The sequence below is a fragment of the Pelosinus sp. sgz500959 genome, assembly GCF_042610375.1.
Taxonomy (GTDB): Bacteria; Bacillota; Negativicutes; order DSM-13327; family DSM-13327; genus CTSoil-075.
The window spans coordinates 13,797-38,352 of record NZ_JBGJZL010000021.1; the positions used below are offsets into that span (position 1 = coordinate 13,797).

Consider the following 24,556-nt stretch of genomic DNA (forward strand, 5'->3'; position numbering starts at 1 on the left):
TAACATATTTGGGCAAACCTGTCGAAAGTCAGGGACGCAAAGCCATGGGTCTAAGGGATTTAAAAATCTATGATTGCCAGGTTGCTTCCAATTTTTAATTGCAAGTAGCATTTTCGGTATGAGATGCTACTTTTTTTTATTTATAATGAGGGTATAATTTGTTTTTAACAAAGGAGATTTTTTACAATATGAAATGGATTACTAGCTTAAAGACAATTACTAAGATAGATAGGAGTAGTATTCAGTTTCAACTAGTAGTTGGGATTGCGGTTAGTTTGGTCGTCAGCGCCTTTTTTATTTCTGGATTTGCAGTATATACTACCCAATCTTATTTACAGAAAGATGCTTGCGAGAACGTGGATGAGCGTTACCGTGGTATGATAGAAATGTTTGATATTTATAAGGCCAATGCCCTCGGGCATGCTAGTGCTCTTTCGAGGAATCAGCAGATCATCGACGCTGCCAAACGGCGTGATGCTCAGGCGCTGTTTGCCATGACCACGCCGCTGATGCGGGAAAGCAAACTAGATTACATGCTCATCACCGATCCTAGAGGTTTTGTCATAATGCGGACTCACGAACCGGGGAAAATCCCCAAGGCCGATGATAACATCGCCAATCAGGTCAATGTATCCCAGGCTATCTCCGGAAAATCCTTTGTAGGCATTGAGGAAGGGAAAGTAGTCAAGCTTTCGGTGCGAGCAGGGGCACCGTTGTACGATGAAACAGGGGCTTTAGTCGGGGTTATTTCCACCGGCTATGTCATCAGTCAAAATGAGATTGTTGACCAAGCAAAAAAAATGTTTAGGGCTGAATTTACGTTGTTTTTAGAGAATGATAGAGTGGCAACGACGATTACAGGTGCGGACGGAAATCGGTTGAGTGGCACCCCCCTTGACAATTCGGCTATCATTCAGACCGTATTAAAAGAAGGAAAGGTATATGTCGGCACTAACGAAATCCAAGGAAAAAACTACACTTCTGCCTATGGACCGCTTGTGGGAGCCAATGGCAAAGTGATCGGCATGATCTTTAGTGGCATCCCCACGACTCTTATGGAAAAAGTCACCCAGACAATCATCGCCCAAATTATCGGGGTTTCAACCTTTGTGCTCATTATAGTCATTATTATTGCTACAATCTTTTTAGGGCGTCTATTAAAGCCGCTTCAATTGATATTAGGGAAAATAAGAGAAGTTGCAGAGGGGAATCTTGCTGTATCGTCGCTTGACATCCAGAGACGCGACGAGATCGGCAGATTAGCTGCGGGTTTTAATACTATGCTGGAAAATTTGCGACAACTAATCCGCAGTGTAGTCGATTCTTGCGCGCAAGTCGCTGCGTCGTCGGAAGAACTTACCGCTAGTGCGGAAGAATCAGCCCAGGCAGCAAATCAGGTTGCCGTGTCCATTAACAATGTGGCACATGGTGCAGAAGAACAATTAAGAGTCGCTGAAGACACATCTTCCGTGGTGCAGCAAATAGCGACTAATATTCAGCAAGCTGCTGTTAATGCCAATCAAGTATCTGAGCAATCAGCTCAGGCCGCTAATAAGGCAAAGATAGGTAATCTCTCGATCAATAAAGCGATAAATCAGATGTCTCAAATCGAGCAAACTGTTACTGCTTCGGCACAGGTAGTAACAGGATTAGGGGAAAGATCGAAGGAAATTGGTCAAATTGTAGATACTATTTCCGGTATTGCTGGTCAAACTAATTTATTGGCCTTAAATGCTGCCATCGAAGCTGCTCGAGCAGGTGAGCAAGGGCGTGGTTTTGCTGTAGTTGCAGAAGAAGTCCGCAAGCTTGCGGAGCAATCCCAAAATGCAGCCAAACAAATTGCCGCATTAATTAACGAAATTCAAGGTGATACTGAAAGAGCAGTAGTAGCCATGAACGATGGTACTCGTGAAGTTAAGCTCGGAGCTGAAGTCGTTAATGCGTCCGGAAAAGCATTCCAAGAAATCGCGGATGTCGTAACAAAAGTATCTGGTCAAACCGAAGAAATATCTGTCGCCATAGAGCAGATGGCTATTGGCAGTCAGAAGATTGTCGATTCAGTGAAACAAATTGATAATCTAAGCAAAAAGGCATCTGGAGAAGCACAGACAGTATCCGCTGCAACGGAAGAGCAATCAGCATCAATGGAGGAAATCGCCTCATCCAGCCAAGTACTAGCTCATTTAGCAATGGATCTGAACAGAGCTGTTAGTAAATTTAAAATTTAATTTCCGCAAATTGTTTTTTCAGCAGTTTTAAGGCTCTCAAACCTTTGAAATAAGCCTGAAATAGAGGTACCGAACAAATACGCGAAAATCAAACAGATTCATATTTTTTAACAAAGAAAAAGACCGAAACTCCTAAAAGCCTCGGTCTTTTTCTTTATGTTTAAACTCTGCAAGTCACTACAATATATAATCAAATAATAGCGACTTACGCGAGATGTTATTACTACTTCTTGTCTTTTTTAGCGTTGACACCCTTCATATGACCACCAATAGCACCCATTTGACTAGCCGTTAGGTTTTGATTTTCCCCTTCACCTTTTAAAGGGATGCCAAGCTCTTTTGCAACTTCAAATTTATTAGTGGAAGCATCAAACTCTTCTTCTTTCTTTTTCATTGACATTTAATATCACCTCCTCTATTAATATTTTAACCCATAAAGCTTAAACAATGCATAGAAATGTTGATATTTCATCAACACAATGGCCGAATGGGGAATGGAAAACTGATATGATATTATATCGTCAATAGCAGGCAAAACTTTATATCAATAGGTAAGGTTTCAATCCTTTCTTCTGCATCATATCCATAAGCATTCGCTAACTGAGTGGATACTTTAGATAGCAGCGAACACATAAAATTATAATCTCGAAGTCGAAATGTTTCCATTTAAATAAATTTTGTGAATTTTTTACCTATATTTTCAAGTTTGTGGTAAGATTATAGAATCGATTTGTTTTTTGCACTAGCCCCCCCTTGACACTCACAAAACCGATTGATGCCTAGGAAATCCAAGCAATGATCAATGAATATTTAGCTAAAACGTATTTTTAAGAAGGCATAAAATAAACTTGAAAAGAGGTATACCATGGGGAATTTTAAACTAGCACTTATCGGCTGCGGTTATCTTAATGAAATCGTAGCTAATGCATTGAAGGACGGCTATCTGCCGGAATATCAACTCGTTGCTGTGCTGGGAAGAGACTATGGTCGTGCGCAAGCATTCGCTGAACGCCACGGCTGCAAGGCCTGTGCCGATATTGATGAACTTATGGCGATGAAGCCGGATTTTACGGCTGAAGCTGCATCAGTAAAAAGCGTACAGGACTACAGCGAAACAATATTGAAAGGCGGTTCAAATTTCGTTGTGCTGTCAATTGGCGCCTTTGCCGACCGTGAATTTTATGAACGAATAAAAAATACCGCCGCTCAGAACAAGCGCCGCGTATACATCGCGAGCGGTGCCGTAGGTGGGTTTGATGTTCTGCGTACAGCCGCGCTGATGAGCTCGATTACAGCTTTTATCGGCTCACAGAAAGCGCCGGATTCGCTCAAAAATACACCACTTTTCACTGATGAACTAATGGACATTACAGCACCGCAGCAGGTATTCTGCGGCACGACCAAGGAAGCAATAGCCATTCTGCCAACCAAGGTAAATGTGGCAATAGCTACCGCCCTTGCCAGCGCCGGTCCAGAAAATACAACCATGAATATCAAAGCCGTGCCGGGCTTCAAAGGCGATGAATACAAGATTAAAATACAAGGTGAAGAAGTACGCATCGAACTCAATATCTATTCTCGTACTAGCGCAATTGCCGCCTGGAGCATAATAGAAGTTTTGCAAAATGCCGTAGCGTCGATTGTATTTTAGGAGGTATCATGCAATGTTTAAAAAATTAGTTGAGATAGAACCAGTGAACTTAACTCCATCAGCCTAGCAGAAACTCCACAATTGGGAAAAAATAGGGGTGTCGCACCTTCACATGAAAATCTATACTTTTACACGAAATACGAAGAGATTGGTGTAAGGGTATGGTAGTGTGAGGAAAGGGGCAGTAGCTAGTGCTGATAAAGAAAAAAAGAGCAATTGACTGCTGGCTTTTAAAAAGGCATAAAATATCCCTTTAATAAGGATCTTTTATGCCACGGTTAACAATACGCTAAAGTATCGTTATTATAGTTTTTCCATAACTGCCTGTACTTTGCCATCCATAGTTAACTCTTTATCGCGGCGTTCATCAATTCTAATCGTTGTTCCCACACGGAGCGCCCCAGATTGGAAAGGAATTTCATGCATCTGACGTACTACCTCAAAAATACGGTCAAGTTCTCCTTCAATAATGGTAGACATTGGAGTCAACTGGTACTTTAGATCTTGAGCCTGTACCAATACCTTATGACATTCTGCCACATATTTGCTTACACTGGCTGATCCTGTTCCTAGTGGCACAATTACTACTTCTACAATAGCCATATAATTAACTCTCCTTTCCTCTGTTGCAACGGTGCGCAAAGAAGTATTTAGCAGTCAATTGTTATATTCAACGAAACAATTGGCTAGTATAAGGCTATTTTAACATTGTATTAGCATCGTTTCCAGTTTAAATAGCGTTTAATCCTGTGACATCGGTATTTTAGATATAGATTGTACCATTCATCGTAGGATTGCTCAGACTTCGGTTTGAGCGTTTTTTTCTACAAGAGATGAACAATAATCTTCATGGCGAAAAAATTTTATTGATATTTGAGCCAAATTTTCTTTTACTTAAAGTCCTTATCTTCCGAATCTAGTTGACATAATGTTTTATAAATGATATTATATCTATCCGACGTCAAATAAATTATGTAGTAATTGACTCCGTAGCCCAGCTGGATAGAGCGTTTGACTACGAATCAAAAGGCCGCAGGTTCGAATCCTGCCGGGGTCACCATGATTTTCTTACAAAAATTGCCTGAAATGAAATGTTATTTTAGATATGTCCAACCTACTTTTATATATTGGGAATTCAATGGTATGCAGCTGTCGAGCCATTTTAGGGTGGAGGGCAAAAACATATCTAAGAATACCCACCTGCTTAGTGCAGGTTTGGACATACTAAGAGACGGCATTTTGGGTCTTTAAAAACTTATGTTATGGAGCGGTACTCAAGTGGCTGAAGAGGACGGTTTGCTAAATCGTTAGAGGTCGTAAGGCCTGCGTGGGTTCAAATCCCACTCGCTCCGCCATATTTTGCTCTACAAGGTTATCAGTAAAAATTTAAGCATCTTTAGAAACGGGAAATTGCGGTACTGCTTTATGTAGTATTGAGGAAAGTCCAGACTGCCACGACCTGTGATGGTCGTAATGTTCGTGCCCATCGCAAGATGGGGCAGAGTTAAACTCTGACGACGATGAAATCGACTCATGCAGCCGAGAGTAGTCATAAAGTGCATAGAGAATGAGTAGGTTGGCGACAACCTAGTGAAAAGTAGTAAACTCCACGAGGCAGAAACCCGAATTTAGGTAGGGGAGCTTCCTTTAGGGAAATGAACCAAAAGGAAGAACGTGAGTTTTGCGTTAGATAAATGATTTCCTAAAACAAAAACTGGCTTACGGTTTCTAAAGAAGGCTGTTTTGAATATTTTACGCTGATGTACTTAATTGGTAGTTCAGCTGACTTGTAATCAGCAGGTTGGAGGTTCGAGCCTTTCTACCCCTGCCACAAGGATTTTTGACCCACGGAGAATTATCTCCGTGGGTTTTTGCGTATTATATATTTTCATCAAGAGAGAATTACCTATCATCAGCCACAAGATATTTTACGCGATCCTTATGTGTTTGAATTCTTGGCATTGCCAGAAGACAAACCTGTACTGGAAAAGGATTTAGGAAAAGCGCTCATCATACAAATAGAACATTTTTATTAGAACTTGACAGAGGTTTTATGTTCGTAGGCTCACAGCGAATAATCACTCTTGGCAATATACACTTTCCCTTCTCGGATCTAAACAATGTCCAAATCGCAGATCTCCTTTCTAAATTCCTTAAAGAGAAGGGGTTGGATTGATTTCACCAATATACATAACATGTAATAATAGGGTGGTTATAGAACAGACGTGCCCCTTACTTTGAACTGCACTCCCAATGTTAGATTTGTTTGTCTAACATTGGGAGTGCAGTTCAGTACAATAATACTTCAGGTGGTTTTCTTGATGCTTATATTATGATTTTGTTATTTGTATCTTACAATTTAGTGGAATCACTGTTGCCCACGGCAGCAGATGACGTTGCTCCACCTGGCGTGTTACAGAACAGCCAATTTTTGTTCGTCGAAAATAATTGGAAAATTAAGAAATATTTCGAAAGACTCTCATGCGTATGCATTATAAAAAATATGAGGATACTAAATTTAAATTCAATAAGCATAAGAAATGGAGGAAATATTATGGTAAGAGTTTGTCCAAATTGTTCAAATGTAAATGTTAATGAATTAGAGAAATTGATACCAGGTAATCTAGAAGTGGAATGCATAGGTGAGTGTGGCCAGCATGAAGGAAAATTTTTTGGATATATAAATGATGAATTAATAATAAAAGATACAGAACAAGAATTTTTTGAATCGGTAAAATCTAAAGATTGAGTCCCCCCCGATACTTTATTTAGCAGTACACGCATTACAAAGGAAATGATATAATGATCAACAAAAAAATTCAAAATTCTGCTGTAGTTATGTCAATGGTTATGCTTCCTCACCAAGCTAATGTGGCAGGAAACGTTCATGGTGGAGAAATTATGAAGCTAATGGATAATGCAGCCTATGTGGTTGCCCATAGACATGCTCGTGCTAATGTTGTGACAGCAAGGGTTGATGAATTGGCCTTCCATCATCCTATACTTGTGGGAAATTTAGTGATTTGCCATGCCCATCTCACTTTTGTCGGGACATCTTCTATGGAAGTGACTGTAGTAGTTGAAGTTGAGGATTTATATAAAGAATCTTCACAGAAATGTGCTCTGTCTGCATATTTTACTATGGTAGCGTTGAATGCAGGCGGACATCCAATGAAGGTACCTTCTTTAGAATTAACCACAGAAGAAGAGAAAATCCAATTTAATGAAGGGCAAAAACGATACGAGGAGCACAAAGGTAAAGTCAAGAACTGTCATGTGCCACGCAACTACCAAATTTAGACAATTTATATAGAATATAATATTCAGGCTACTATTAAACTGAATAAACTGCTGAAAAATTGCTGAAGTAATAATATTACAGGAAGAGTGGTACTTATTGTCATCGTCCTTAGATGATTGGCGTATATTGCACTTGCCGAATTTGTGATGAGGAGTGAAAATCTTAATAGAAACAATTGATACTTTGGGACAAGATAGAATAACCACTCTTTTACATAGAGTGGTTATTCTATATAAAAAATTGTAACATTTGTTGAGGAGGTACGTATGAGTGAGCTAATTAATAATCGAGAATATAGGCAGAGAGCTTTGAAAGAAATTATTTTGGAACTTCATCAGGGTAAAACGGTACAGGAAGTCAAGAGAAAGTTTGATGAAATTGCGACAGGTATGGACCCTGCTGAACTCTCCCTAATTGAACAGGGGCTAATAAATGAGGGGTTGCCAGTGGAAGAAGTTCAGCGGTTATGCGATGTTCATGCTGCAGTATTCCGCGACGCGTTAGAAAAAAATCCTCAAATAACGGTAGCTGCAGGGCACCCAGTAGGGATCTTCATGGCAGAGAACAAGGCGTTGCAAAAACTAATGGATCAGGAAATCAAGCCGATCTTGGGCGAATTGAAACAGGCATCTGATGATAGTGAAAAGGCAGTAGCCTTACAATTGACTGAAAAATTGAATTTGCTATGGGATGTTGACAAACATTATCGGCGTAAAGAGGATTTGATTTTTCCATTTTTGGAAAAATACGAGATTACTGGTCCGCCTAAAGTGATGTGGGGCGTTGATGATAAGATTAGAGGACTGCTGAAAGAGGCAAAAAAGATGGCTGCCAACTATCAGGCATCTCAAAAACAGCAATTAATTGATAAAATGGAAGAATTATTGGCACAAATTGATGAAATGATCTTTAAAGAAGAAAAAATATTTCTACCGATGGCGCTAGAAACTCTTTCGGAGGATGAATGGTATCAAGCGCTAGTGGATAGTGATGAAATAGGTTATTGCTTAGTTGAGCCAAATCAAAGCTGGAAACCATCACGGGAAGATGTGAATAAAGATGGTATAAACCTTTCCAATGAACATTCGCCAGGAAATATTAAGTTTGATACTGGGGTTTTATCTCCTGAGCAAATTGATTTGATTTATAGACATTTACCTGTTGATATTACCTTTGTGGATAAAAACGGCGTAGTTAAGTTTTTTTCTGCTACTAAGGATCGAATTTTTCCGCGCACCAGGACTATTATAGGTCGTAAGGTAGAAAACTGTCATCCACCAGCCAGTGCTCATGTGGTAGAAAAAATAGTGGAAGATTTTAAAAGTGGGAAAAAGGATCATGAAGATTTCTGGATCAAGATGGGGGAAAAATATGTATACATTCGTTATGTAGCGGTAAGAGACAAGGCAGGAAACTTCTCTGGAGTGTTGGAGATTACCCAGGATATTAAGCCTATCCAAGCGATTAACGGAGAAAAACGAATTATGGATTAGATATAGTCACAAAAATTTAAATACCTCCAATGATAAAATCAAATCATTGGAGGTATTTTCTAGTCAACTCAAACTGATTGCTACTGATTTTTATTTTTTTTTATATTACTCAAAAAGAGGATATAGTTTCTTCCTAAGTATTCTAATGGCAGACTCCAGATGTGAACAAGTCGAGTAAATGGCCAAATCATAAATAACAGAAAGGCTAGAATTACATGAATCTGAAAGGCTAGTGGAACATCAATCATATATTCAGGGGTTGGAACAAAACTAAATAAACTACGAAACCAAGGCGCAATTGAAGTTCTGTAATCAAATTCTAAACCTCGTGCAGTATAAACAAGAGTGCAGTACAGGCCGACCCCTATCACGGCTAACAGTAAAATCCCTGACACCCAATCGATGAACTCCACCTGCCGAGATATTCTAGGGATAGAGGCGCGCCTAGTAAGGAGCAAAATAATCCCCAACCCTGTGGCAATTCCAGCAGGTAGTCCTCCAGAAAGAGCCATAATATGGTAAGAACTTCGAGAGACTCCCAAGCCCTCAAAAATCGAAATGGGAGTCAATATTCCTGATACGTGGCCCAAAAACGCAAAGATAATCCCATAATGGAATAAAATACTTCCGAGCATGAGGTTCTTTTTTTCTAGAAATTCAGAGGATTTTGCCGACCAACCTAGCTGGTCAGTATTATAGCGAAAAATATGCCCTATAACGAAGATAGTAAGGGCAATATAAGGGAAAATTATCCATAAAAACTGATGCCAATAGTTCATCGATTAGCCTCCTCTGGCATTAAGCTCTCGTTGATAGCAGCAAGGCATACTTCTAGTAAGGGTTTATAATCATTATTGCCTTCTGTAAGAGCAGCGTGAATTTTCGCTATGGAGGAATGTTGCGGGTATAAAATATTTTTGATTGCAGAATCGCCGATCTCTGCGCAAAATTCTAGCATCAGTGGCAGATAGTCAGGTAGTTCGTCTGTCATCATGTGATAACCAACTTTAGCATACTGATTTTTCAAGTCTACCAAGGCTTGTCCTCTGTTGCGGCCATTTCCATATTCATGGTAGGTAAGGTGTAACGAGCTTTTTTCGCTAAAATCAAAGGTTTCAACATAATTAGCGCATAATTGCTCCAGATTGTTCTTATCTAGATAATGTAGGAAACCATTTAATAAATTACGGTTGTTAGGGTTAGTGAGCTGCCTTATCTCGTCGCGCCAATCTGTTAAGGTAATCCAGTCTTCAGTAGGATAACTAAGGAGCAGGGAGCAAAGTTTTAGAAGTATTAGATTTTCATTTTCTATACTATTCATCTTTTAATCCTCATTCCAGGTATTACAACCCGAGCAGCCAGTAGCATGTCCAAATCCAGAGTTACCTTGGTAAACGTGCATATCTCCCGTTCGCTCCTTATGGGATGCTGGGATGACAAAGCGATCTGAATACTTGGCAATACTTAATAAACGGTAGAGTCCAATTGCTTTGTCTTCGCTAAGATTGGTTCCGGTCAATAGATCTTTACCTGGTTTTTTTAGTATATTTACGTTTCTGATGTACTGTCTGAGTCCAACTAGGGTTTTAAGAGAATGTCTGACGGCATCAGTATCTCCAGCAGTCAATAGATTGGCAAGATAAGCCACAGGTATACGCATGTTATCAACATAGGAGAAGATAACACTGGCGTCAGTGCTGTCACTTATTTTTATAATAGGACTAAGAGGTGGTAGATACCAAACCATTGGGAGGGTTCGATATTCAGGGTGTAGTGGTAGAGCAACGCCGTATTCGATCAGAAGCTTATATACGGAGGAACGCTGGGCAGCTTCAATCCAATCATCAGCGATACCATCTTTTCTAGCTTGGAGAGCAATCGCTGGATCATTAGGGTTGAGAAAGAGGCTTAGTTGGGCTTTATATAAATCTTTAGGATTGGTAGTTGATGCTACTTCTTTAATGCGATCTGCATCATATAACATAATCCCTATATACCGTAATCTCCCTACACAAGTCTCAGAACAGACTGTGGGTTGTCCTGTCTCGACTCGTGGATAACAGAAAATGCATTTTTCTGCTTTGCGAGATTTCCAATTGAAGTAGGTTTTTTTATATGGACAGCCTGACATACAAAAACGCCAACTCCTACAGGCATCTTGGTTCACAAGTACAATTCCATCCTCATCCCGTTTATAGATGGCACCAGAGGGGCAGGAGGCTAAACAGGCAGGATTGATGCAGTGCTCGCAAATACGGGGCAAGTACATCATAAATACTTTCTCAAATTCTAGACGTACAGTCTCTTCTAGCCCTAGGCGGTTTGGGTCTTTTTGCCCAGTTACATGTACACCGGCCAAATCATCCTCCCAATTAGGTCCCCACTTAGGCTGTATGTATTCACCAGTTAAAATTGACTTAGGCCGGGCGACAGGTTGATAGTTCTTAGCAGGGCTACTGATGAGATGATCATAATCGTACGTCCAAGGTTCATAGTATTCATCAATCGTCATTAAGTCAGGGTTATGAAATATATTCAAGAGCTTTTTTATACGCCCGCCGGCTTTAAGTTCTAAATTGCCATTGTGGAGGGTCCAACCACCTTTATGTTGTTCCTGGTTCTCCCACATGCGGGGATAGCCAATCCCAGGCTTGGTTTCTACATTATTCCACCACATGTATTCTGCACCTTCCCGGTTGGTCCAAGTATTGTTGCAAGACATACTGCATGTGTGGCAACCAATGCATTTATCAAGACTCATAACCATGCCAAATTGGGCTTTAATCTTCAAGCCAATTGACCTCCTTTAACTTACGGACGAACACCACAGTATCCCTCTGGCTACCGATTGGACCGTAATAATTAAAACCATAACTGAGTTGGGCATATCCGCCAATCATATGGGTTGGTTTCATAAAAATTCTTGTTGGACTGTTAAAAGTACCACCACGATCCCCAGTAATTGTAGTCCCCGGAACATTAATAGCGCGGTCTTGGACATGGTACATAAACACAACACCACGAGGTATACGATGACTAACAACTGCTCGCGCGGAAACCACTCCATTCCGATTGAACATTTCAATCCACTCATTATCAGCTATTTCTAAGTCCGCAGCATCATCTTTGTTTAGCCAAATATGTGGTCCGCCTCTAAATAGTGTAAGCATAGGCAAAGTATCGCCGTAGGTACTGTGATAAGACCATTTAAAATGAGGAGTTAAGTATTTCAGCGCTAGCTCTTTTTCCTTACCTTCAGGACGATGGTCCACAGGATAAAAAGGCTTGTCAGGAAGGGGCGGTCGATACAAAGGGAGATTTTCTCCGAATTCAAGAATGATTTCATGATCTAAATAGAAATGTTGTCGACCAGTTAAGGTGCGCCAGGGTATTCCCCGTTCCACATTTTGAGTAAAAGGTGAATATCTACGATTACCAGTTTCAATCCCACTAAATATTGGGGTTGTTAGTACCTGTCTTGGTTGAGCCGTTATCTTAGAAAAGGTGAGGTGTTCTTCAGCTCTTTCCTCGGTTAAATCTTTCAAAGAAACACCAGTTTTTCTTTCGAGTTCTTTCCAGGCCTTCAGAGCAAGAGTTCCATTGGTTGCGCTGGATAAAGTAAGAATGGCTTCGGCTACATCTCGATCGGTAAACAAGCTTGGGCAATTGTTATATTCCGTCTTTTGGTTACCCGTGCCGAGCATTCCCTTAAGTAATTCATATTCTGTATCGGCCTTCCATACTAGGCCCTTAGCTCCGATGGATTCCTTGACATTAGGCCCCAAAGAGATCATCTTGTCGTAAACTTTTGTATAGTCACGTTTAACGATGGTAAAGTTAGGCATATTAACGCCAGGAGTTGGCATCGATATCCCATGCTTCCAGTCAGGTACTTTTCCAAATTTCTGAGCAATTTCACCAGGAGAATCATGAAGGAGAGGCGAGGAAACAACATCTTTTACGGATGACTTAAAATAGTCAGGTGCGAGGGCAGAGAATCTTTCTGCCAGGCTTTTAAAGATATCCCAGTCAGAGCGAGACTGCCAAGGAGGAGTGATAGCTGGGTTGAATGGATGTATGAATGGATGCATATCAGTGCTACTAATATCGGACTTTTCATACCATGTTGCGGCTGGCAGCAGGATATCAGAATATAGCCCGGTTCCACACATTCTAAAATCAATATCAATCAGTAAGTCCAGCTTGCCGTTAGGAATTTCGCCCCAATTAATTTCTTCGGTTTTTACAGTAGTACTTGGTTCACTTAGATGTCCACAATGAGTGCCAAGTAAATGTTTTAAGAAGTATTCATGTCCCTTTGCTGAACTTCCAATTAGATTTGCCCGCCAAACAAAGAGTACTCTAGGGAAGTTGTCCTGAAGGCTAGGGTCATCAATAGCAAAATTCAGACTGCCTTGTTTCAATTGATTAGCTAGATAGGCTGATATTTCACTGCTGGATGCGGCACCAGCTTGTTCAGCTTCCTTTACTACGTCTAAGGAATTTTTATTAAACTGGGGGTAATTAGGGAGCCAGCCTAATCGAACAGCGAGAGCATTGTAATCGGCTGGATGCTGGTATCGAGGCTTTGCAACTAAGGGTGAAATCATATCTTTCATAGATATCTCATCATAACGCCATTGTTCGGAAGCAAAGTACATGAATGATGTTCCATTTTGCATGCGAGGGGGACCACCCCAATCTCTTGCAAAGGCAACGGTCTGCCATCCTTCAAGAGGGCGGACCTTTTCTTGACCAACATAATGAGCCCAGCCACCGCCATTTACACCTTGGCAACCTGTTAATAAAACAAGATTTAGGATGGCTCGATAGGTAACATCAGAATTATACCAGTGATTTATACCGGCACCCATCATGATCATACATCGCCCATTCGTATCGATTGCACTTTGGGCAAATTCTCGAGCGATTTGAGCGACCTCATTTTTGGGAAGTCCAGTGATTGCCTCCTGCCAAGCGGGGGTATAAGGTTTAATGTCGTCATAGCTTATAGGAGAGTCTCCTGGCAGGTTGCGGCCTACTCCAGCATTGGCAAGCATAAGATCAAATACGGTAGTGATAAGATACTCTGTTTGACCGACGATTATTTTTTTTACTGGCACGCATCGATTAGTAATAAGTCCATCCTCACCTCCAAAATAAGGGAAATGGACAGAAAGTATCTCATCATGCATTCCTAGTATAGTAAGGGCTGGATCTACCGTTTGATCTTCGCCAGACATGTTAAGGTTCCAGCTACTATTAGTATCCCAACGATGACCAATGGTGCCATTAGGAATGATATAGTTAGTAGTGATCTTGTCAAAAATAACGGGTTTCCATTCACCATGACTCATTTCTAAACCTAAGTCGCTTGCTCGTAGAAAACGATCAGAAGTGTAGCCTGGATGTTGATCACTTTTCTTTAATATAATGAGAAAGGGTAGATCAGTAAATGTTTTTGCATATTTCGAAAAGTATTCTACTTCTTGATCCACATAAAACTCTTTCAAGATAACATGAGTCATGGCCATGGCAAGTGCACCATCAGTGCCTGGATGTATGCCAAGCCAATGATCAGCGAATTTGACGTATTCTGCATAATCAGGACTTACAGACACAACTTTTGTGCCTCGATATCTTGCTTCCACCATAAAATGAGCATCAGGAGTTCTTGTTTGTGGAATATTGGACCCCCAAATAATCATGTAACTCGTGCTATACCAGTCTGAACTTTCTGGTACGTCTGTTTGTTCTCCCCAAATTTGTGGGGACGAAGGGGGAAGATCTGCGTACCAGTCATAAAAACTAATGAGTGGCGCGCCTATTAAGGACAAAAATCTGGAGCCAGCCGCATAGCTGACCATTGACATTGCAGGAATTGGAGAGAAACCAAAAATACGATCAGGTCCATATTTTTGAATAGTATAGAGGAGTGATGCTGAAATGATTGTATTCACTTCATCCCAGGATGAACGTACCAGTCCGCCTTTTCCCCTGGCTTTTTTATAAAGGGAACTTTTCTCGGGATCTTCTACAATACTTTTCCAGGCCATAACCGGGTCCTTAAGGTTATCTAGGGCATCACGCCAATATCTGAGCAAGATATCTCGCACATAAGGAAATCGAATACGTAAAGGGCTGTAGATATACCATGAAAACGTAGCACCTCTTGGGCAACCACGAGGCTCATATTCAGGCATATCCGATCCAGTTGAGGGATAATCAGTTTGTTGGGTTTCCCAAGTAACAATTCCGTCTTTGACAAATACCTTCCAGCTACATGAACCAGTGCAGTTGACGCCGTGGGTCGTTCTAACCGATTTATCATGTTGCCAACGACAACGATAGATTTGTTCCTGCTCGCGGTCAGAGTAGGATAAAGAACTCCAGTTATCAGCAGAATGCTCTATCGGACGAAAAAAGTGTAGCTTTTTCCATAATGAAGATTTTTTGTTAGACATTTAATACACCACCTAGCGTGATAATCGAAGAAGTTGTATTGATTCAATTTTTTTGCAGAATCCGAAAGTCGATACTTCCTTGATTCCTAGTAAGGGTAACTAGGGATTGGAACAAGCCAAGCTCACCTTATGATTTGTCCACCAGCAGAAAACTGCAAATAGAGCAAGTAGGGTAAATCCCCAAAAGTAGTTACCTGTTGATTGTCTAATAGTTCCCAATAAAAGTGGTGGAAAGAATCCTCCAATGCCGCCAAAAGCTCCAGCAATCCCTGTTACGATGCCTGTTTGTTTTTGATAATAAAATGGCACTAATTTAAAAACAGCACCGTTGCCCAAGCCAGCTGCTACTGCCATCGTTAAACTAGCAATTGTAACAGGATAGAATGTACTTGTTACCGCCAATATTAACGAGGCAGCAATGAAAATAATGAACACCCAGTTTAAGATTCGATGTCCACCTAGTTTGTCTGCCAGGTAACCTCCTATTGGTCGACACAGGGTTGCTAACACAACAAAACCTGCCGTTTTAAGCCCGGCATCCACTTTCGTTATATGAAATAAATCAACTAATAGTTTCGGTAAATAATTTCCCATCGCCACGAAGGAACCAAAAGTCAAAAAGTAAAAAATACTTAAGGTCCACACCGCACTAGTGGTTTTTATAAGATGAAAACTGTCCTGCAGTGTAGGTGGGGCTCCATCTGTCTTAACATCTCTCACTGCTATGTAGTATAGTATTGCAAACAGCAATGTAACTATGGCATATAGATATAATGTTTCTTGAGAACCAACCGACATATTAAGGAGTGGTACTGTGAAGTTTGCGACTGCTGTCCCGATATTACCCATGCCGTAGATGCCGAGTACAAGTCCTTGTTTTTCTGGAGGGAACCATTTAGAGACAAAAGGTATACCCACTGCAAAGGATGTACCTGCGATACCTAAGAGGAATCCCCAAGCCAGAACTGCTTCAAAGCTATTCGCAGTTGACAAGCCCAAGACTGGGATAATAGAGAATACCATAAGTAAAAAAAAGATGAGTCTACCACCGTATTTTTCGGTTAAAAGACCCATTGGAATTCGAAAGATTGATCCCAATAGTACAGGTATAGCGATCATAATGCCTGTTTGCGTATCTGAAAGCCCTAATTCTTCTTGAAAACGTGTAGACTGAGACGAAATAAGACTCCAAATCGCAAAGGAAAGGGCTAATGCGAACGTAGCCATTACGATTGCGATCGTCCTTTTGTTATTCAATAGGTTCACTCTCCTATGGGGTGTATCGAGAGTAGTATGCTAACAAATTTAATATAATATACAATTTCAATAGATTATCCTACTTTACCAAATAAAAAAATATGAAAATCATACGGCTATTCAGGACTTAAAAAATTATCTAAGACGGTAGCATCAAAAAATACTTTATCTTGTAATAAAAAGTGATATGTATCAAATTCTTTTGACGATAAAAATAGTATTATTAGATCATAATGTTAACGATCAAGAAATGATTCATATAGTACATTCATAAAATTTGGGAGAGGAAGTTGATAACAGGAAATGCCTATTATTAGTGAATTTGTTACTACCATCTTGCAGCTTCATGGTGCTAATCATAGCGAATTAAACAAAGTATATAAGCTATTTCATATATTGAGATAGTTAGAGGAGTTAGAATATAAATGAGTAAATATGACCAACAAAGGAATTTTTTAAAGTCAAATTTTTCAGAGTTTAAAAAAATTAAAACGGATGCGATGAGAGGAATTTCTCAACCGCCAAAAGTGAAACCCTATGACAATAACTCGCAATTAATTGATCTCCCAATGGTAGATGAAAAGACACTGATCAATAAAAATATATATACTTGTATAAAGGAAAGAAGAAGTACTAGGTTTTACAGTGATAAAACAATCAGTCTTGATGAACTATCATATCTCCTGTGGGCAACCCAAGGTATTACCAGTACAAATAAGGCAGGAATTACGTTTAGGACTGTTCCTTGTAGTGGTGCGACCCATACTTTTGAAAGCTACTTACTGATTAGAAATGTGGAGAATCTTATACAAGGTGTATATCGATACCTTCCAGTAGAACACAAGCTTTTATTCATGTTTGAAATCGATGAACTTGAGAATAAAATAGACGAAATTACGTTGGATCAACCATTTGTACCTAATTTTGCCAACAAAGCTGCAGTATTATTTATATGGAGTACCACTCCCTATCGGTCGGAGTGGAAGTACGATATTACCGCCCATAAAAAAATTCTAATAGATATTGGTCATGTATGCCAAAACTTGTATTTAGCTAGCGAAACAATAAATGCTGGAACTTGTGCAATCGGTATATATGATCAAAATCGTATAGATCAGCTCTTGGGTTTAAATAAAGAGGAAGAATTTGTAATTTATCTTGCTGCAGTAGGGAAAAAACAGTAATGTCTCTTCACCATAATTTGTCGGTAGTAACGAAAGAGTTTATATGTTTTCTCTTATTTTAGAACTGAAATGACATCTTATAGATAGGATCAAACTAATTCAAAAAACTATGACATATATGAGAGTGAAATTTATCAAGGAGACATTTATGAGTGAGTTAGTTAATAATCGGGAATATCGACAAAAAGTTTTGAAGGAATTGGTTTTGGAACTCCATGAAGGTAAATCGGTACAGGAAGCCAAACCCAAATTAATAAAGTTGCTACTGGCATGGATTGGGCGAAAATCCCCTTGATTGAAGTTGGGACTAATCTAAATAACAATATCTATATGCCATAGATTCGTGTCGTCATTTATAAATGTATAATAGTCTTTATAGAAAATTTGAAAACACTACACCTGTTCCTTTTTTATCGAAAAAAATATACGATTGGATAGTATCACTTAAGGCTAATGCACTCTATTATATTGTAGGGGCATTAGTTTTTTTGTTGGGAAGGGGTGTTTTGAGAAAAATCATATAACAACGCGCAAATCATCAATGGTTGAAGAATGTGGGGAAGTAAGAGTTGTTACTAACTTTTTGTTCTTAGTCGACAGACACAACTGATAAAAATAAGGAGGAGAAGATCATGGATATTGTTTTTGCGATAGTTATTTACCTTGTTGTTTGTTACACAGCAGCAAAGATTGGAGAAAAATTTCATGTCGGATCAATGCTTCAATACTTTATTCCTGTATACAACTGGGTATTGATATGCAAATGTGCTAAAGTATCTCCGTGGTGGCTTGTTGCTATGTTTATTCCATATGTCAACATAGTGGTTAATGTATATATTTATGGCACTCTCGCGGAAAAATTGGGCAAAAATTTCTGGCTTAACGGGATAGGGAGTCTATTTTTTTGCATCCCTTTGTTTATTATGGCTTGGGATAAATCAATGCCAGTGGATGCACTACCGTCAGATCATTCGGCTGTGACCAAAGTATAATTAATCTCAAAAATTTAAATTAGCTAAGAAAAGCAGGGGACAGATACAGTGTTTAAAAACACCATATCTGTCCCTCTGTTTTTCTTTTTTATGGTATTATAGTTAAGTAAATGATTTAAATAAAATAGAAAGGATATTTTCACATGCGTACAAAAGAAGATATCTTTTGGGGTAAGCAAAAAAAGAAAGGCGTTGCATTGAATGAAGTTCAGAGACAAGCGGTAGTCAATACCGGTGGAGCGCTTTTGCTATTGGCATCACCTGGGGCGGGAAAAACAACCACGATCATAATGAAAATTGGCTATCTTTTAGAGGTAAAAGGTATTCAACCGGCCCGAATTAAGGCGGTAACCTTCAGTCGGGCAGCGGCAGAAGAAATGAAGACGCGGTTCAAACGCTTTTTTCCTACTCTTGCTCTAGTTGATTTTTCTACTATACATAGCTTAGCTTTTGAAGTAGCGCGAGAGCACTTTCGGAAAAATAGGCTTAATTACCAGCTGATTGAAGGTAGCCAAAATCAAGATAAAAGACATATCTTGCGAGAAATATTTAAAAACGTTACTCAGGAAAATATTACGGAAGATCAGATGGATGAGTTGACAACATACATTAGCTTTATTAAAAATAAGCTTATTTTGCAGGAAAAATGGTCTGAAATTGATTGTAATGTACCAGCAGCCGCGGAAATTATGAGAAAATATGAAGAGTTTAAGTCGGCTTCCGATAAGCTTTTATTGGACTACGATGATATGCTAATTTATGCGAACAAGGCCTTCGATCAGGATCGGGAACTTCTTGGTAGATATCAACAGCTTTATGATTATATACTGACAGACGAAAGTCAGGATACCTCACTTGTTCAGCACTATATCATTGAAAAATTGGTTCGTAAACATGGTAAACTATGCGTTGTTGCCGATGATGATCAGTCTATCTACAGCTGGCGGGGGGCTGAACCGTCGTATTTACTTAATTTTAAAAATGTATATCCGAGCGCTACCATTTTGTTCATGGAACAAAATTACCGTTCATCTAAAGAGATTGTTGATACCGCCAACGTCTTCATAAAGCGTAATAAACAGCGCTATAACAAGAATATGTTTACCCATAATCCAGCAGCACATAAACCGATCATTATTCATAGCCTTACCGACTATAAAAACCAGGCTAAATATTTGATCGAAGAAATAAAGAAGCTCGACCATTCTTGTAAGATTGCAGTGCTATACAGAAATAATTCATCATCGATAATCCTGATAAATGAGCTAGACCGTGCGGGCATCTCTTGTTATATCAAAGATGAAGATAAGCGTTTCTTTTCACACTGGGTAGTTGAGGATATATTGAATTTTATGCGTTTGACTTATACGGATAAAAGAATCGATATTTTTGAAAAGATATTTACCAAGGTGAGTGGCTATATTACGAAGCAGCAGATGGAAGCGATTAAAAAAATTAACAATAATGAATCAGTTTTTGATAATTTGCTAAAATATGCTCCGCTGCAAGAGTACCAGTTAAAACAGATCGAAGAATGCAAAGAAACGATACGGCTTATGAAAGGTATGGCTCCTCTTGCAGTCATATGCACGATTCGCCGTAAGCTAGGATACGAAAAGGCGCTTGAGAGAATGTGTGAGCGTTTGGGGTTCCGCAAGGACTACTTGCTTGGCATACTCAATACACTTGAAGAAATTGCTGCCGGGCTGAGTAGTATGGAAGATTTCGCTAGTCGGCTGAAATATCTCGAAACGGTGATGAAGTCTTCAAAGAATAACAAAGACAGCTGGGTTACACTATCTACCTTCCATAGTGCGAAAGGGCTGGAGTTTGATCGAGTGTATATGATTGATTTGCTGGAAGGCATTATTCCGACCCGGTCTGATATTGAACAGAAAAAGGAAGGAAAACCTGAGGCGATGGAGGAAGCTGTTCGCTTATTTTATGTTGGGATGACCCGGGCCAAAACCCATCTGGAGTTACTAACATATGATAAACGAGATCATGAAAAAGTATCGGAGTCAGAGTTTGTAGCTTCTGTAAGAAATATAATTAGTCCACCAGTAGTAATTCCTAAGATAAATGTAAAACAAAGGGCAAAAGTCAGTCCCATGGTAAGTTATAATTCAAATGCCATCAAAAATGCAAATCAACTAAAAATAGGCAGTTTAATAAATCACCAGTCATTTGGCCGAGGAAAAATCGTTTCTATAACTTCCTCAAATATTGATATTAAGTTTAATGGGACTATCAAAACACTATCAATCGAAATCTGCTTAACCAAAGGCTTTCTCGAACCGGCCTAAGGGGAATGCGATGGGGGCAGGCTTGAATTTTATTGATTAAGTAGTAAAATTTTAAGTTCATTATAATTAGAAATTTCGTAAGTCGGTTTTATTGATGTTTGATTTATAATTTTATTAGGATTATACCAGCATGTATCTATGCCAAAGTTTATACCGCCTTGTATATCAGAAGTTAAACTATCTCCTACGATTAATACTTTACTTTTATCAACATAATTTATATTTTTTAAAGCATGTTCAAAAATTTTAGGATTGGGTTTTGATACTAATATTTCTTCAGATATTACTATATCCTCAAAATATTTTGATATAATAGATTTTCTGATTCTTTTATCCTGAACAGATGTAAGACCATTAGTGATTATAGTAAGTTTATAATATTTATTTAGGCTTTCTACAAGATCCATACTATCATCATATAGAAATGATGCATCAGCCAAATGCTCCGAATATAATTTTGCAAAGTTAGTTTCATTAAAACTAATCTTTAAGGTATCTGATAACCTTTTAAATCGTTCTACCTTTAGTTTTTCTTGTGTAATAAGTCCTTGTTCAAATTCATTCCATATAGTTGCATTTATATCATGATATATTTTTAAATGACAATTTTCATCATATTTAATATCAAATTCAAGCATAGTCTTTTTAAAAGCTTCTCTTTCAGATTTTTTAAAATCAAATAAAGTTTCATCTGCATCAAATAGTATAACTTCATACTTCATAATATATATCCTCCAAATAATTTTATATAACTAAATTTTTATAATAAAAATCCTAATATAGGATAATTTAATATGTTAAGGCACAGACCTAATTTCTTGATAAGATACCATTTAAAACAGTTAATTCTTATACATATTCAATTTTATTCACTCCTTTCAAGCCTGTATAAATAAAATAATATATTTATAATAAATAGGACATGACATGGGTCATGTTAGGGGGCGACATGAAAAAAATTTTAGATAGTAATCTTTTAAACCATTATATTAAAAAACATAATATAGAACAGATATTTGATGATGAAATATTAAAATATGCACAACTTCATTTCTATCAAAAAGAAGAGTATATATTAGAATCAGAGGAAACTCTTGAATATTATTATCTACTGGTGGATGGCAAAATTAAAATCTTTTATCCTTTTGAAAATGGGAAATCAATGCTTTTAAAATTTTATAAAGATTTTAATACGATAGGGGATTTAGAACTTTTGAAAAATATCCCGATACTTTGTAATATTGATGCAGTAGAAGATAGTTATTTGATAGCAATACCTTCAGATATACTTAGAGAAAAGTATTTTAATAATATAAAACTTTTGCATCATTTGGTAGATTCTTTGAGTGAAAAGCTTTATGGAACTATTAATAATAGTTCCTATAATTTTGTATATCCACTAATTAATAGATTAGCTAGTTATTTAGTTGCACATTTAACAGAAAAGAATTATGTAATTTTGAATTCATCATATTTAGAAATTGCACAATTTTTAGGAACAACGTATAGACATTTAAATAGAACGTTTAAGGAAATGGAATCAAAATTAATTATAAAATATGATGATAAAAAAATATATGTATTAGATATAAAGCAGCTTAGAGAATTGTCTAAAAATATTTATATAAAACCACTTTAGATCAGCAGTTTTAAAATTAGCAAATTCAAGCATTGGCTTAATTTTTTGCACCCGAACCGAGTAGAGCAGTAGTCAGTAAAATTTAATAATACAATCCGTTACTTATCGGATTGTATTACGTTTATTATTATGAATGACTAATCAGTCAGTAAAAGGAAAAGATGAATANCACCCGAACCGAGTAGAGCAGTAGTCAGTAAAATTTAATAATACAATCCGTTACTTATCGGATTGTATTACGTTTATTATTATGAATGACTAATCAGTCAGTAAAAGGAAAAGATGAATAATAAGTTGAGAGGACGTTACTGCCTCTCAAGTCGGAGGAGATTAAAATGATTAATTCTAAGAAGAACGTTATTGCGAGTATCTTACTGGTAGTGGTATTTATATCTCTAAATGGGTGTACCAATAATAGACCTAGCCCAGGGAATGAAGCTCCCAAGCAAGCAACGGAGAATTCAGTAAACAAAGAGACAGCCATCATGGGTGAATTCAATAATATGATGCAGAAAAGTGATGTTACAGCAGAAAAAATGATTAAATTTTTGGACGAAAATATCGCTTCTGTCTCTCAGGAAAATGCTTCAACAATGATTATAGCACTTGAGAAAAATCAGCAGCTTCGTTTGCCTAAGTTGCAAGATCAATTTGCCGATGATGACAGTATCCAGAAAGCCCTGAGAAAAAGTGAGCGGGGCGCTTTAACAGACAGTTATATTAATGGAATCCAGGAGAAGGTGATAAAAGACTTGTTGCTGGCAACTAAAAACAACGGGTTTAAGATTGAAACAGCAGAAGGTTTTTATTATCCTGTTATCGACTATTCCTTCTATAAAAAATATCGCTCAAACGTAGCTCCAGACATTGCTGATTATATTGATATTATGGCAGTAGAATCAGATACAGTAGCTGTCAAAGATGCTGGCCTTAAGATTGGGTGGGGAGAAATTTTAAAAAGAGCCTCAAAGCATGAGCGTTTTGTTAAAATGTATGGTAATTCTACTAAGGTAGAAGATGTGAAGAAGTTACTCAAGACATATCTTATATTTGCTCTATACGGAACCAATAATACACCACTATTCGGCTATGAGGATAAGGAAATGGTGCCCGCGGCTAAGAAAGCCTATCTTGAATCTGAATTTAATGGAAGTGATGGTGATTTCTCTAAGATCATGATCGAGTATCTTACCGTGTTGAAAAAAAGTGATTATAAATTAACTAGGGAAGTCGATGATTACAGGAAACAGACAGTTGAGAACTTTCGTTAAATAAACATACAACACTCTATCCTAAGTTATCAGATGAAAAGAAATTGAAACAATCAGCTGAAATTGCAAATATTGATGAATTCATTGAATCGTTGCCCTTAGGCTATTATAAAGGAATAGGCCCAGATGGTCATGGATTAAGTCAAGGACAAAAACAACGACTTCTAATAGATAGAACCGCTTATAAAAATCCTGAATATCTATTTTTTGATGAAGATCATTGTACTAACAGTTATATTTCTAGAAAATAGTTGACATAATGTTATGAAGATGATATTATAACTATCCGACATCAAATAGAATATGTAGTATTGACTCCGTAGCCCAGCTGGATAGAGCGTTTGACTACGAATCAAAAGGCCGCAGGTTCGAATCCTGCCGGGGTCACCATGATTTTTCCCCTGGCGTAGCTCAAGTGTTAGAACACTAGCCTTCCAAGCTAGTTACGATGGCTCGATTCCCTGTTCTTCAGAGAAAGACAGAGTGAAAAGTTGTTATTGACATAATAATAACAACTATGGTATATTGTATAAGTTCTCAGCGAGATTTGAAGAAAGAATAAAAATATATTGACATAAAGTTGCGAACATGTTACAATCAATATCCACTGTGAGAAACGGTGGTGCGGTTGTCGAAAGATGATCAGGTGTTCTTTGAAAACTAAACAATGTAAGTAAAGTTAAAATAAGCCAGATGTGCCGTACTCGTTTTGAGTACACACACGTTGGGTCACGCAAGTGATACTGACACAAGTAAGTTTTTTAAAGAGC

The 24,556-nt window shown here is 38.2% G+C and carries 18 protein-coding genes, 3 tRNA genes, 2 other RNA genes, 3 pseudogenes and 1 riboswitch; of the genes and pseudogenes, 18 read left to right on the plus strand and 8 right to left on the minus strand.

Annotated features, from left to right (window positions below; genetic code table 11):
- Position 1: 1 nt before the first annotated feature.
- Positions 2–89, plus strand: a riboswitch (cyclic di-GMP riboswitch).
- Between the two features lie 297 nt (positions 90–386).
- Positions 387–2,228, plus strand: coding sequence for a methyl-accepting chemotaxis protein (locus ACAN52_RS20555; RefSeq protein WP_378956988.1), 1,842 nt, complete (start codon positions 387–389; stop codon positions 2,226–2,228).
- Positions 2,229–2,451: 223 nt separating this feature from the next.
- Here the strand turns inward: ACAN52_RS20555 and ACAN52_RS20560 are convergent, their stop codons facing one another.
- A complete protein-coding gene (locus ACAN52_RS20560; protein ID WP_378956963.1) occupies positions 2,452–2,628 on the minus strand; it encodes a small, acid-soluble spore protein, alpha/beta type in 177 nt (58 codons plus the stop codon).
- A 465-nt stretch (positions 2,629–3,093) separates the two neighbouring features.
- On the opposite strand from ACAN52_RS20560, the gene ACAN52_RS20565 reads away from it, so the two are divergent.
- Complete coding sequence (locus ACAN52_RS20565) at positions 3,094–3,879, plus strand: aspartate dehydrogenase domain-containing protein (protein WP_378956965.1); 786 nt, start codon at positions 3,094–3,096, stop codon at positions 3,877–3,879.
- 303 nt (positions 3,880–4,182) lie between these two features.
- Here ACAN52_RS20565 and ACAN52_RS20570 read toward each other — a convergent pair whose 3' ends face one another.
- The gene (locus tag ACAN52_RS20570; RefSeq protein ID WP_378956967.1) at positions 4,183–4,482 is read right to left on the minus strand and encodes an MTH1187 family thiamine-binding protein; all 300 of its coding nucleotides are present in this window, start codon (positions 4,480–4,482) and stop codon (positions 4,183–4,185) included.
- A 380-nt stretch (positions 4,483–4,862) separates the two neighbouring features.
- Here ACAN52_RS20570 and ACAN52_RS20575 point away from each other — a divergent pair.
- From ACAN52_RS20575 to ACAN52_RS20605, 7 genes are all read left to right on the plus strand, one after another.
- Positions 4,863–4,939 (plus strand) — tRNA-Arg (locus ACAN52_RS20575).
- A gap of 15 nt (positions 4,940–4,954) precedes the next feature.
- Positions 4,955–5,129, plus strand: a non-coding RNA gene (ssrS, locus tag ACAN52_RS20580) — 6S RNA.
- A 14-nt stretch (positions 5,130–5,143) separates the two neighbouring features.
- Positions 5,144–5,234, plus strand: a tRNA-Ser gene (locus ACAN52_RS20585).
- A 43-nt stretch (positions 5,235–5,277) separates the two neighbouring features.
- Positions 5,278–5,606, plus strand: an RNA gene (gene rnpB, locus ACAN52_RS20590) — RNase P RNA component class B.
- 827 nt (positions 5,607–6,433) lie between these two features.
- Positions 6,434–6,628, plus strand: a complete 195-nt coding sequence (locus ACAN52_RS20595; protein WP_378956969.1) for a hypothetical protein — start codon at positions 6,434–6,436, stop codon at positions 6,626–6,628.
- A 53-nt stretch (positions 6,629–6,681) separates the two neighbouring features.
- On the plus strand, positions 6,682–7,179 hold the full coding sequence (locus ACAN52_RS20600) for an acyl-CoA thioesterase (RefSeq protein WP_378956970.1): 498 nt from the start codon (positions 6,682–6,684) through the stop codon (positions 7,177–7,179).
- Between the two features lie 267 nt (positions 7,180–7,446).
- Positions 7,447–8,673 (plus strand): DUF438 domain-containing protein, encoded by a 1,227-nt coding sequence (locus tag ACAN52_RS20605; RefSeq protein ID WP_378956972.1) that lies wholly within the window; start codon positions 7,447–7,449, stop codon positions 8,671–8,673.
- Positions 8,674–8,753: 80 nt separating this feature from the next.
- Here the strand turns inward: ACAN52_RS20605 and narI are convergent, their stop codons facing one another.
- From narI to ACAN52_RS20630, 5 genes are all read right to left on the minus strand, one after another.
- Positions 8,754–9,452: a respiratory nitrate reductase subunit gamma gene (gene narI, locus ACAN52_RS20610; RefSeq protein WP_378956973.1), complete on the minus strand. Its 699-nt coding sequence runs from the start codon at positions 9,450–9,452 to the stop codon at positions 8,754–8,756.
- Positions 9,449–9,994: a nitrate reductase molybdenum cofactor assembly chaperone gene (gene narJ, locus ACAN52_RS20615; protein WP_378956974.1), complete on the minus strand. Its 546-nt coding sequence runs from the start codon at positions 9,992–9,994 to the stop codon at positions 9,449–9,451. Before narJ ends, narI begins: the two co-directional genes overlap by 4 nt.
- Before the next feature lie 3 nt (positions 9,995–9,997).
- The gene (gene narH, locus ACAN52_RS20620; RefSeq protein WP_378956975.1) at positions 9,998–11,464 is read right to left on the minus strand and encodes a nitrate reductase subunit beta; all 1,467 of its coding nucleotides are present in this window, start codon (positions 11,462–11,464) and stop codon (positions 9,998–10,000) included.
- Positions 11,454–15,137 (minus strand): nitrate reductase subunit alpha, encoded by a 3,684-nt coding sequence (locus tag ACAN52_RS20625; RefSeq protein WP_378956976.1) that lies wholly within the window; start codon positions 15,135–15,137, stop codon positions 11,454–11,456. Before ACAN52_RS20625 ends, narH begins: the two co-directional genes overlap by 11 nt.
- Positions 15,138–15,236: 99 nt before the next feature.
- Positions 15,237–16,364 (minus strand): nitrate/nitrite transporter, encoded by a 1,128-nt coding sequence (locus ACAN52_RS20630; RefSeq protein WP_378956977.1) that lies wholly within the window; start codon positions 16,362–16,364, stop codon positions 15,237–15,239.
- A gap of 455 nt (positions 16,365–16,819) precedes the next feature.
- Here ACAN52_RS20630 and ACAN52_RS20635 point away from each other — a divergent pair, with 455 nt between their 5' ends.
- From ACAN52_RS20635 to ACAN52_RS20650, 4 genes are all read left to right on the plus strand, one after another.
- Positions 16,820–17,578 (plus strand): SagB/ThcOx family dehydrogenase, encoded by a 759-nt coding sequence (locus ACAN52_RS20635; RefSeq protein ID WP_378956978.1) that lies wholly within the window; start codon positions 16,820–16,822, stop codon positions 17,576–17,578.
- Positions 17,579–17,726: 148 nt separating this feature from the next.
- Positions 17,727–17,873, plus strand: a complete 147-nt coding sequence (locus ACAN52_RS20640; RefSeq protein WP_378956979.1) for a hypothetical protein — start codon at positions 17,727–17,729, stop codon at positions 17,871–17,873.
- Between the two features lie 337 nt (positions 17,874–18,210).
- Positions 18,211–18,570, plus strand: a complete 360-nt coding sequence (locus tag ACAN52_RS20645) for a DUF5684 domain-containing protein (protein ID WP_378956981.1) — start codon at positions 18,211–18,213, stop codon at positions 18,568–18,570.
- A 143-nt stretch (positions 18,571–18,713) separates the two neighbouring features.
- Positions 18,714–20,876 (plus strand): ATP-dependent helicase, encoded by a 2,163-nt coding sequence (locus ACAN52_RS20650; protein ID WP_378956982.1) that lies wholly within the window; start codon positions 18,714–18,716, stop codon positions 20,874–20,876.
- A 29-nt stretch (positions 20,877–20,905) separates the two neighbouring features.
- On the opposite strand, the pseudogene ACAN52_RS20655 reads toward ACAN52_RS20650, so the two are convergent.
- Positions 20,906–21,586 (minus strand): annotated as a pseudogene (locus ACAN52_RS20655) (YjjG family noncanonical pyrimidine nucleotidase); the annotation flags it as partial.
- Between ACAN52_RS20655 and ACAN52_RS20660 the strand changes: the two are divergent.
- The 5 genes and pseudogenes from ACAN52_RS20660 to ACAN52_RS20680 all read left to right on the plus strand — a co-directional run.
- Positions 21,555–21,632 (plus strand): annotated as a pseudogene (locus ACAN52_RS20660) (hypothetical protein); the annotation flags it as partial. The pseudogenes ACAN52_RS20655 and ACAN52_RS20660 overlap by 32 nt on opposite strands.
- A 193-nt stretch (positions 21,633–21,825) precedes the next feature.
- Positions 21,826–22,515 (plus strand): Crp/Fnr family transcriptional regulator, encoded by a 690-nt coding sequence (locus ACAN52_RS20665; RefSeq protein ID WP_378956984.1) that lies wholly within the window; start codon positions 21,826–21,828, stop codon positions 22,513–22,515.
- Between the two features lie 335 nt (positions 22,516–22,850).
- On the plus strand, positions 22,851–23,786 hold the full coding sequence (locus ACAN52_RS20670; protein WP_378956985.1) for a hypothetical protein: 936 nt from the start codon (positions 22,851–22,853) through the stop codon (positions 23,784–23,786).
- Positions 23,787–23,806: 20 nt separating this feature from the next.
- Positions 23,807–24,037, plus strand: a pseudogene (locus tag ACAN52_RS20675) (ATP-binding cassette domain-containing protein); the annotation flags it as partial.
- 62 nt (positions 24,038–24,099) lie between these two features.
- Positions 24,100–24,176, plus strand: a tRNA-Arg gene (locus ACAN52_RS20680).
- Positions 24,177–24,556: the final 380 nt, after the last annotated feature.

Bases quoted from the DNA above. Each gene is read 5' to 3' on its own strand.
- ACAN52_RS20555 (WP_378956988.1), top strand. From the start codon at position 387: ATGTTTGATATTTATAAGGCCAATGCCCTCGGGCATGCTAGTGCTCTT.
- ACAN52_RS20560 (WP_378956963.1), bottom strand. From the start codon at position 2,628: ATGTCAATGAAAAAGAAAGAAGAAGAGTTTGATGCTTCCACTAATAAA.
- ACAN52_RS20565 (WP_378956965.1), top strand. From the start codon at position 3,094: ATGGGGAATTTTAAACTAGCACTTATCGGCTGCGGTTATCTTAATGAA.
- ACAN52_RS20570 (WP_378956967.1), bottom strand. From the start codon at position 4,482: ATGGCTATTGTAGAAGTAGTAATTGTGCCACTAGGAACAGGATCAGCC.
- ACAN52_RS20595 (WP_378956969.1), top strand. From the start codon at position 6,434: ATGGTAAGAGTTTGTCCAAATTGTTCAAATGTAAATGTTAATGAATTA.
- ACAN52_RS20600 (WP_378956970.1), top strand. From the start codon at position 6,682: ATGATCAACAAAAAAATTCAAAATTCTGCTGTAGTTATGTCAATGGTT.
- ACAN52_RS20605 (WP_378956972.1), top strand. From the start codon at position 7,447: ATGAGTGAGCTAATTAATAATCGAGAATATAGGCAGAGAGCTTTGAAA.
- narI (WP_378956973.1), bottom strand. From the start codon at position 9,452: ATGAACTATTGGCATCAGTTTTTATGGATAATTTTCCCTTATATTGCC.
- narJ (WP_378956974.1), bottom strand. From the start codon at position 9,994: ATGAATAGTATAGAAAATGAAAATCTAATACTTCTAAAACTTTGCTCC.
- ACAN52_RS20625 (WP_378956976.1), bottom strand. From the start codon at position 15,137: ATGTCTAACAAAAAATCTTCATTATGGAAAAAGCTACACTTTTTTCGT.
- ACAN52_RS20630 (WP_378956977.1), bottom strand. From the start codon at position 16,364: ATGGCTACGTTCGCATTAGCCCTTTCCTTTGCGATTTGGAGTCTTATT.
- ACAN52_RS20635 (WP_378956978.1), top strand. From the start codon at position 16,820: ATGAGTAAATATGACCAACAAAGGAATTTTTTAAAGTCAAATTTTTCA.
- ACAN52_RS20640 (WP_378956979.1), top strand. From the start codon at position 17,727: ATGAGTGAGTTAGTTAATAATCGGGAATATCGACAAAAAGTTTTGAAG.
- ACAN52_RS20645 (WP_378956981.1), top strand. From the start codon at position 18,211: ATGGATATTGTTTTTGCGATAGTTATTTACCTTGTTGTTTGTTACACA.
- ACAN52_RS20650 (WP_378956982.1), top strand. From the start codon at position 18,714: ATGCGTACAAAAGAAGATATCTTTTGGGGTAAGCAAAAAAAGAAAGGC.
- ACAN52_RS20665 (WP_378956984.1), top strand. From the start codon at position 21,826: ATGAAAAAAATTTTAGATAGTAATCTTTTAAACCATTATATTAAAAAA.
- ACAN52_RS20670 (WP_378956985.1), top strand. From the start codon at position 22,851: ATGATTAATTCTAAGAAGAACGTTATTGCGAGTATCTTACTGGTAGTG.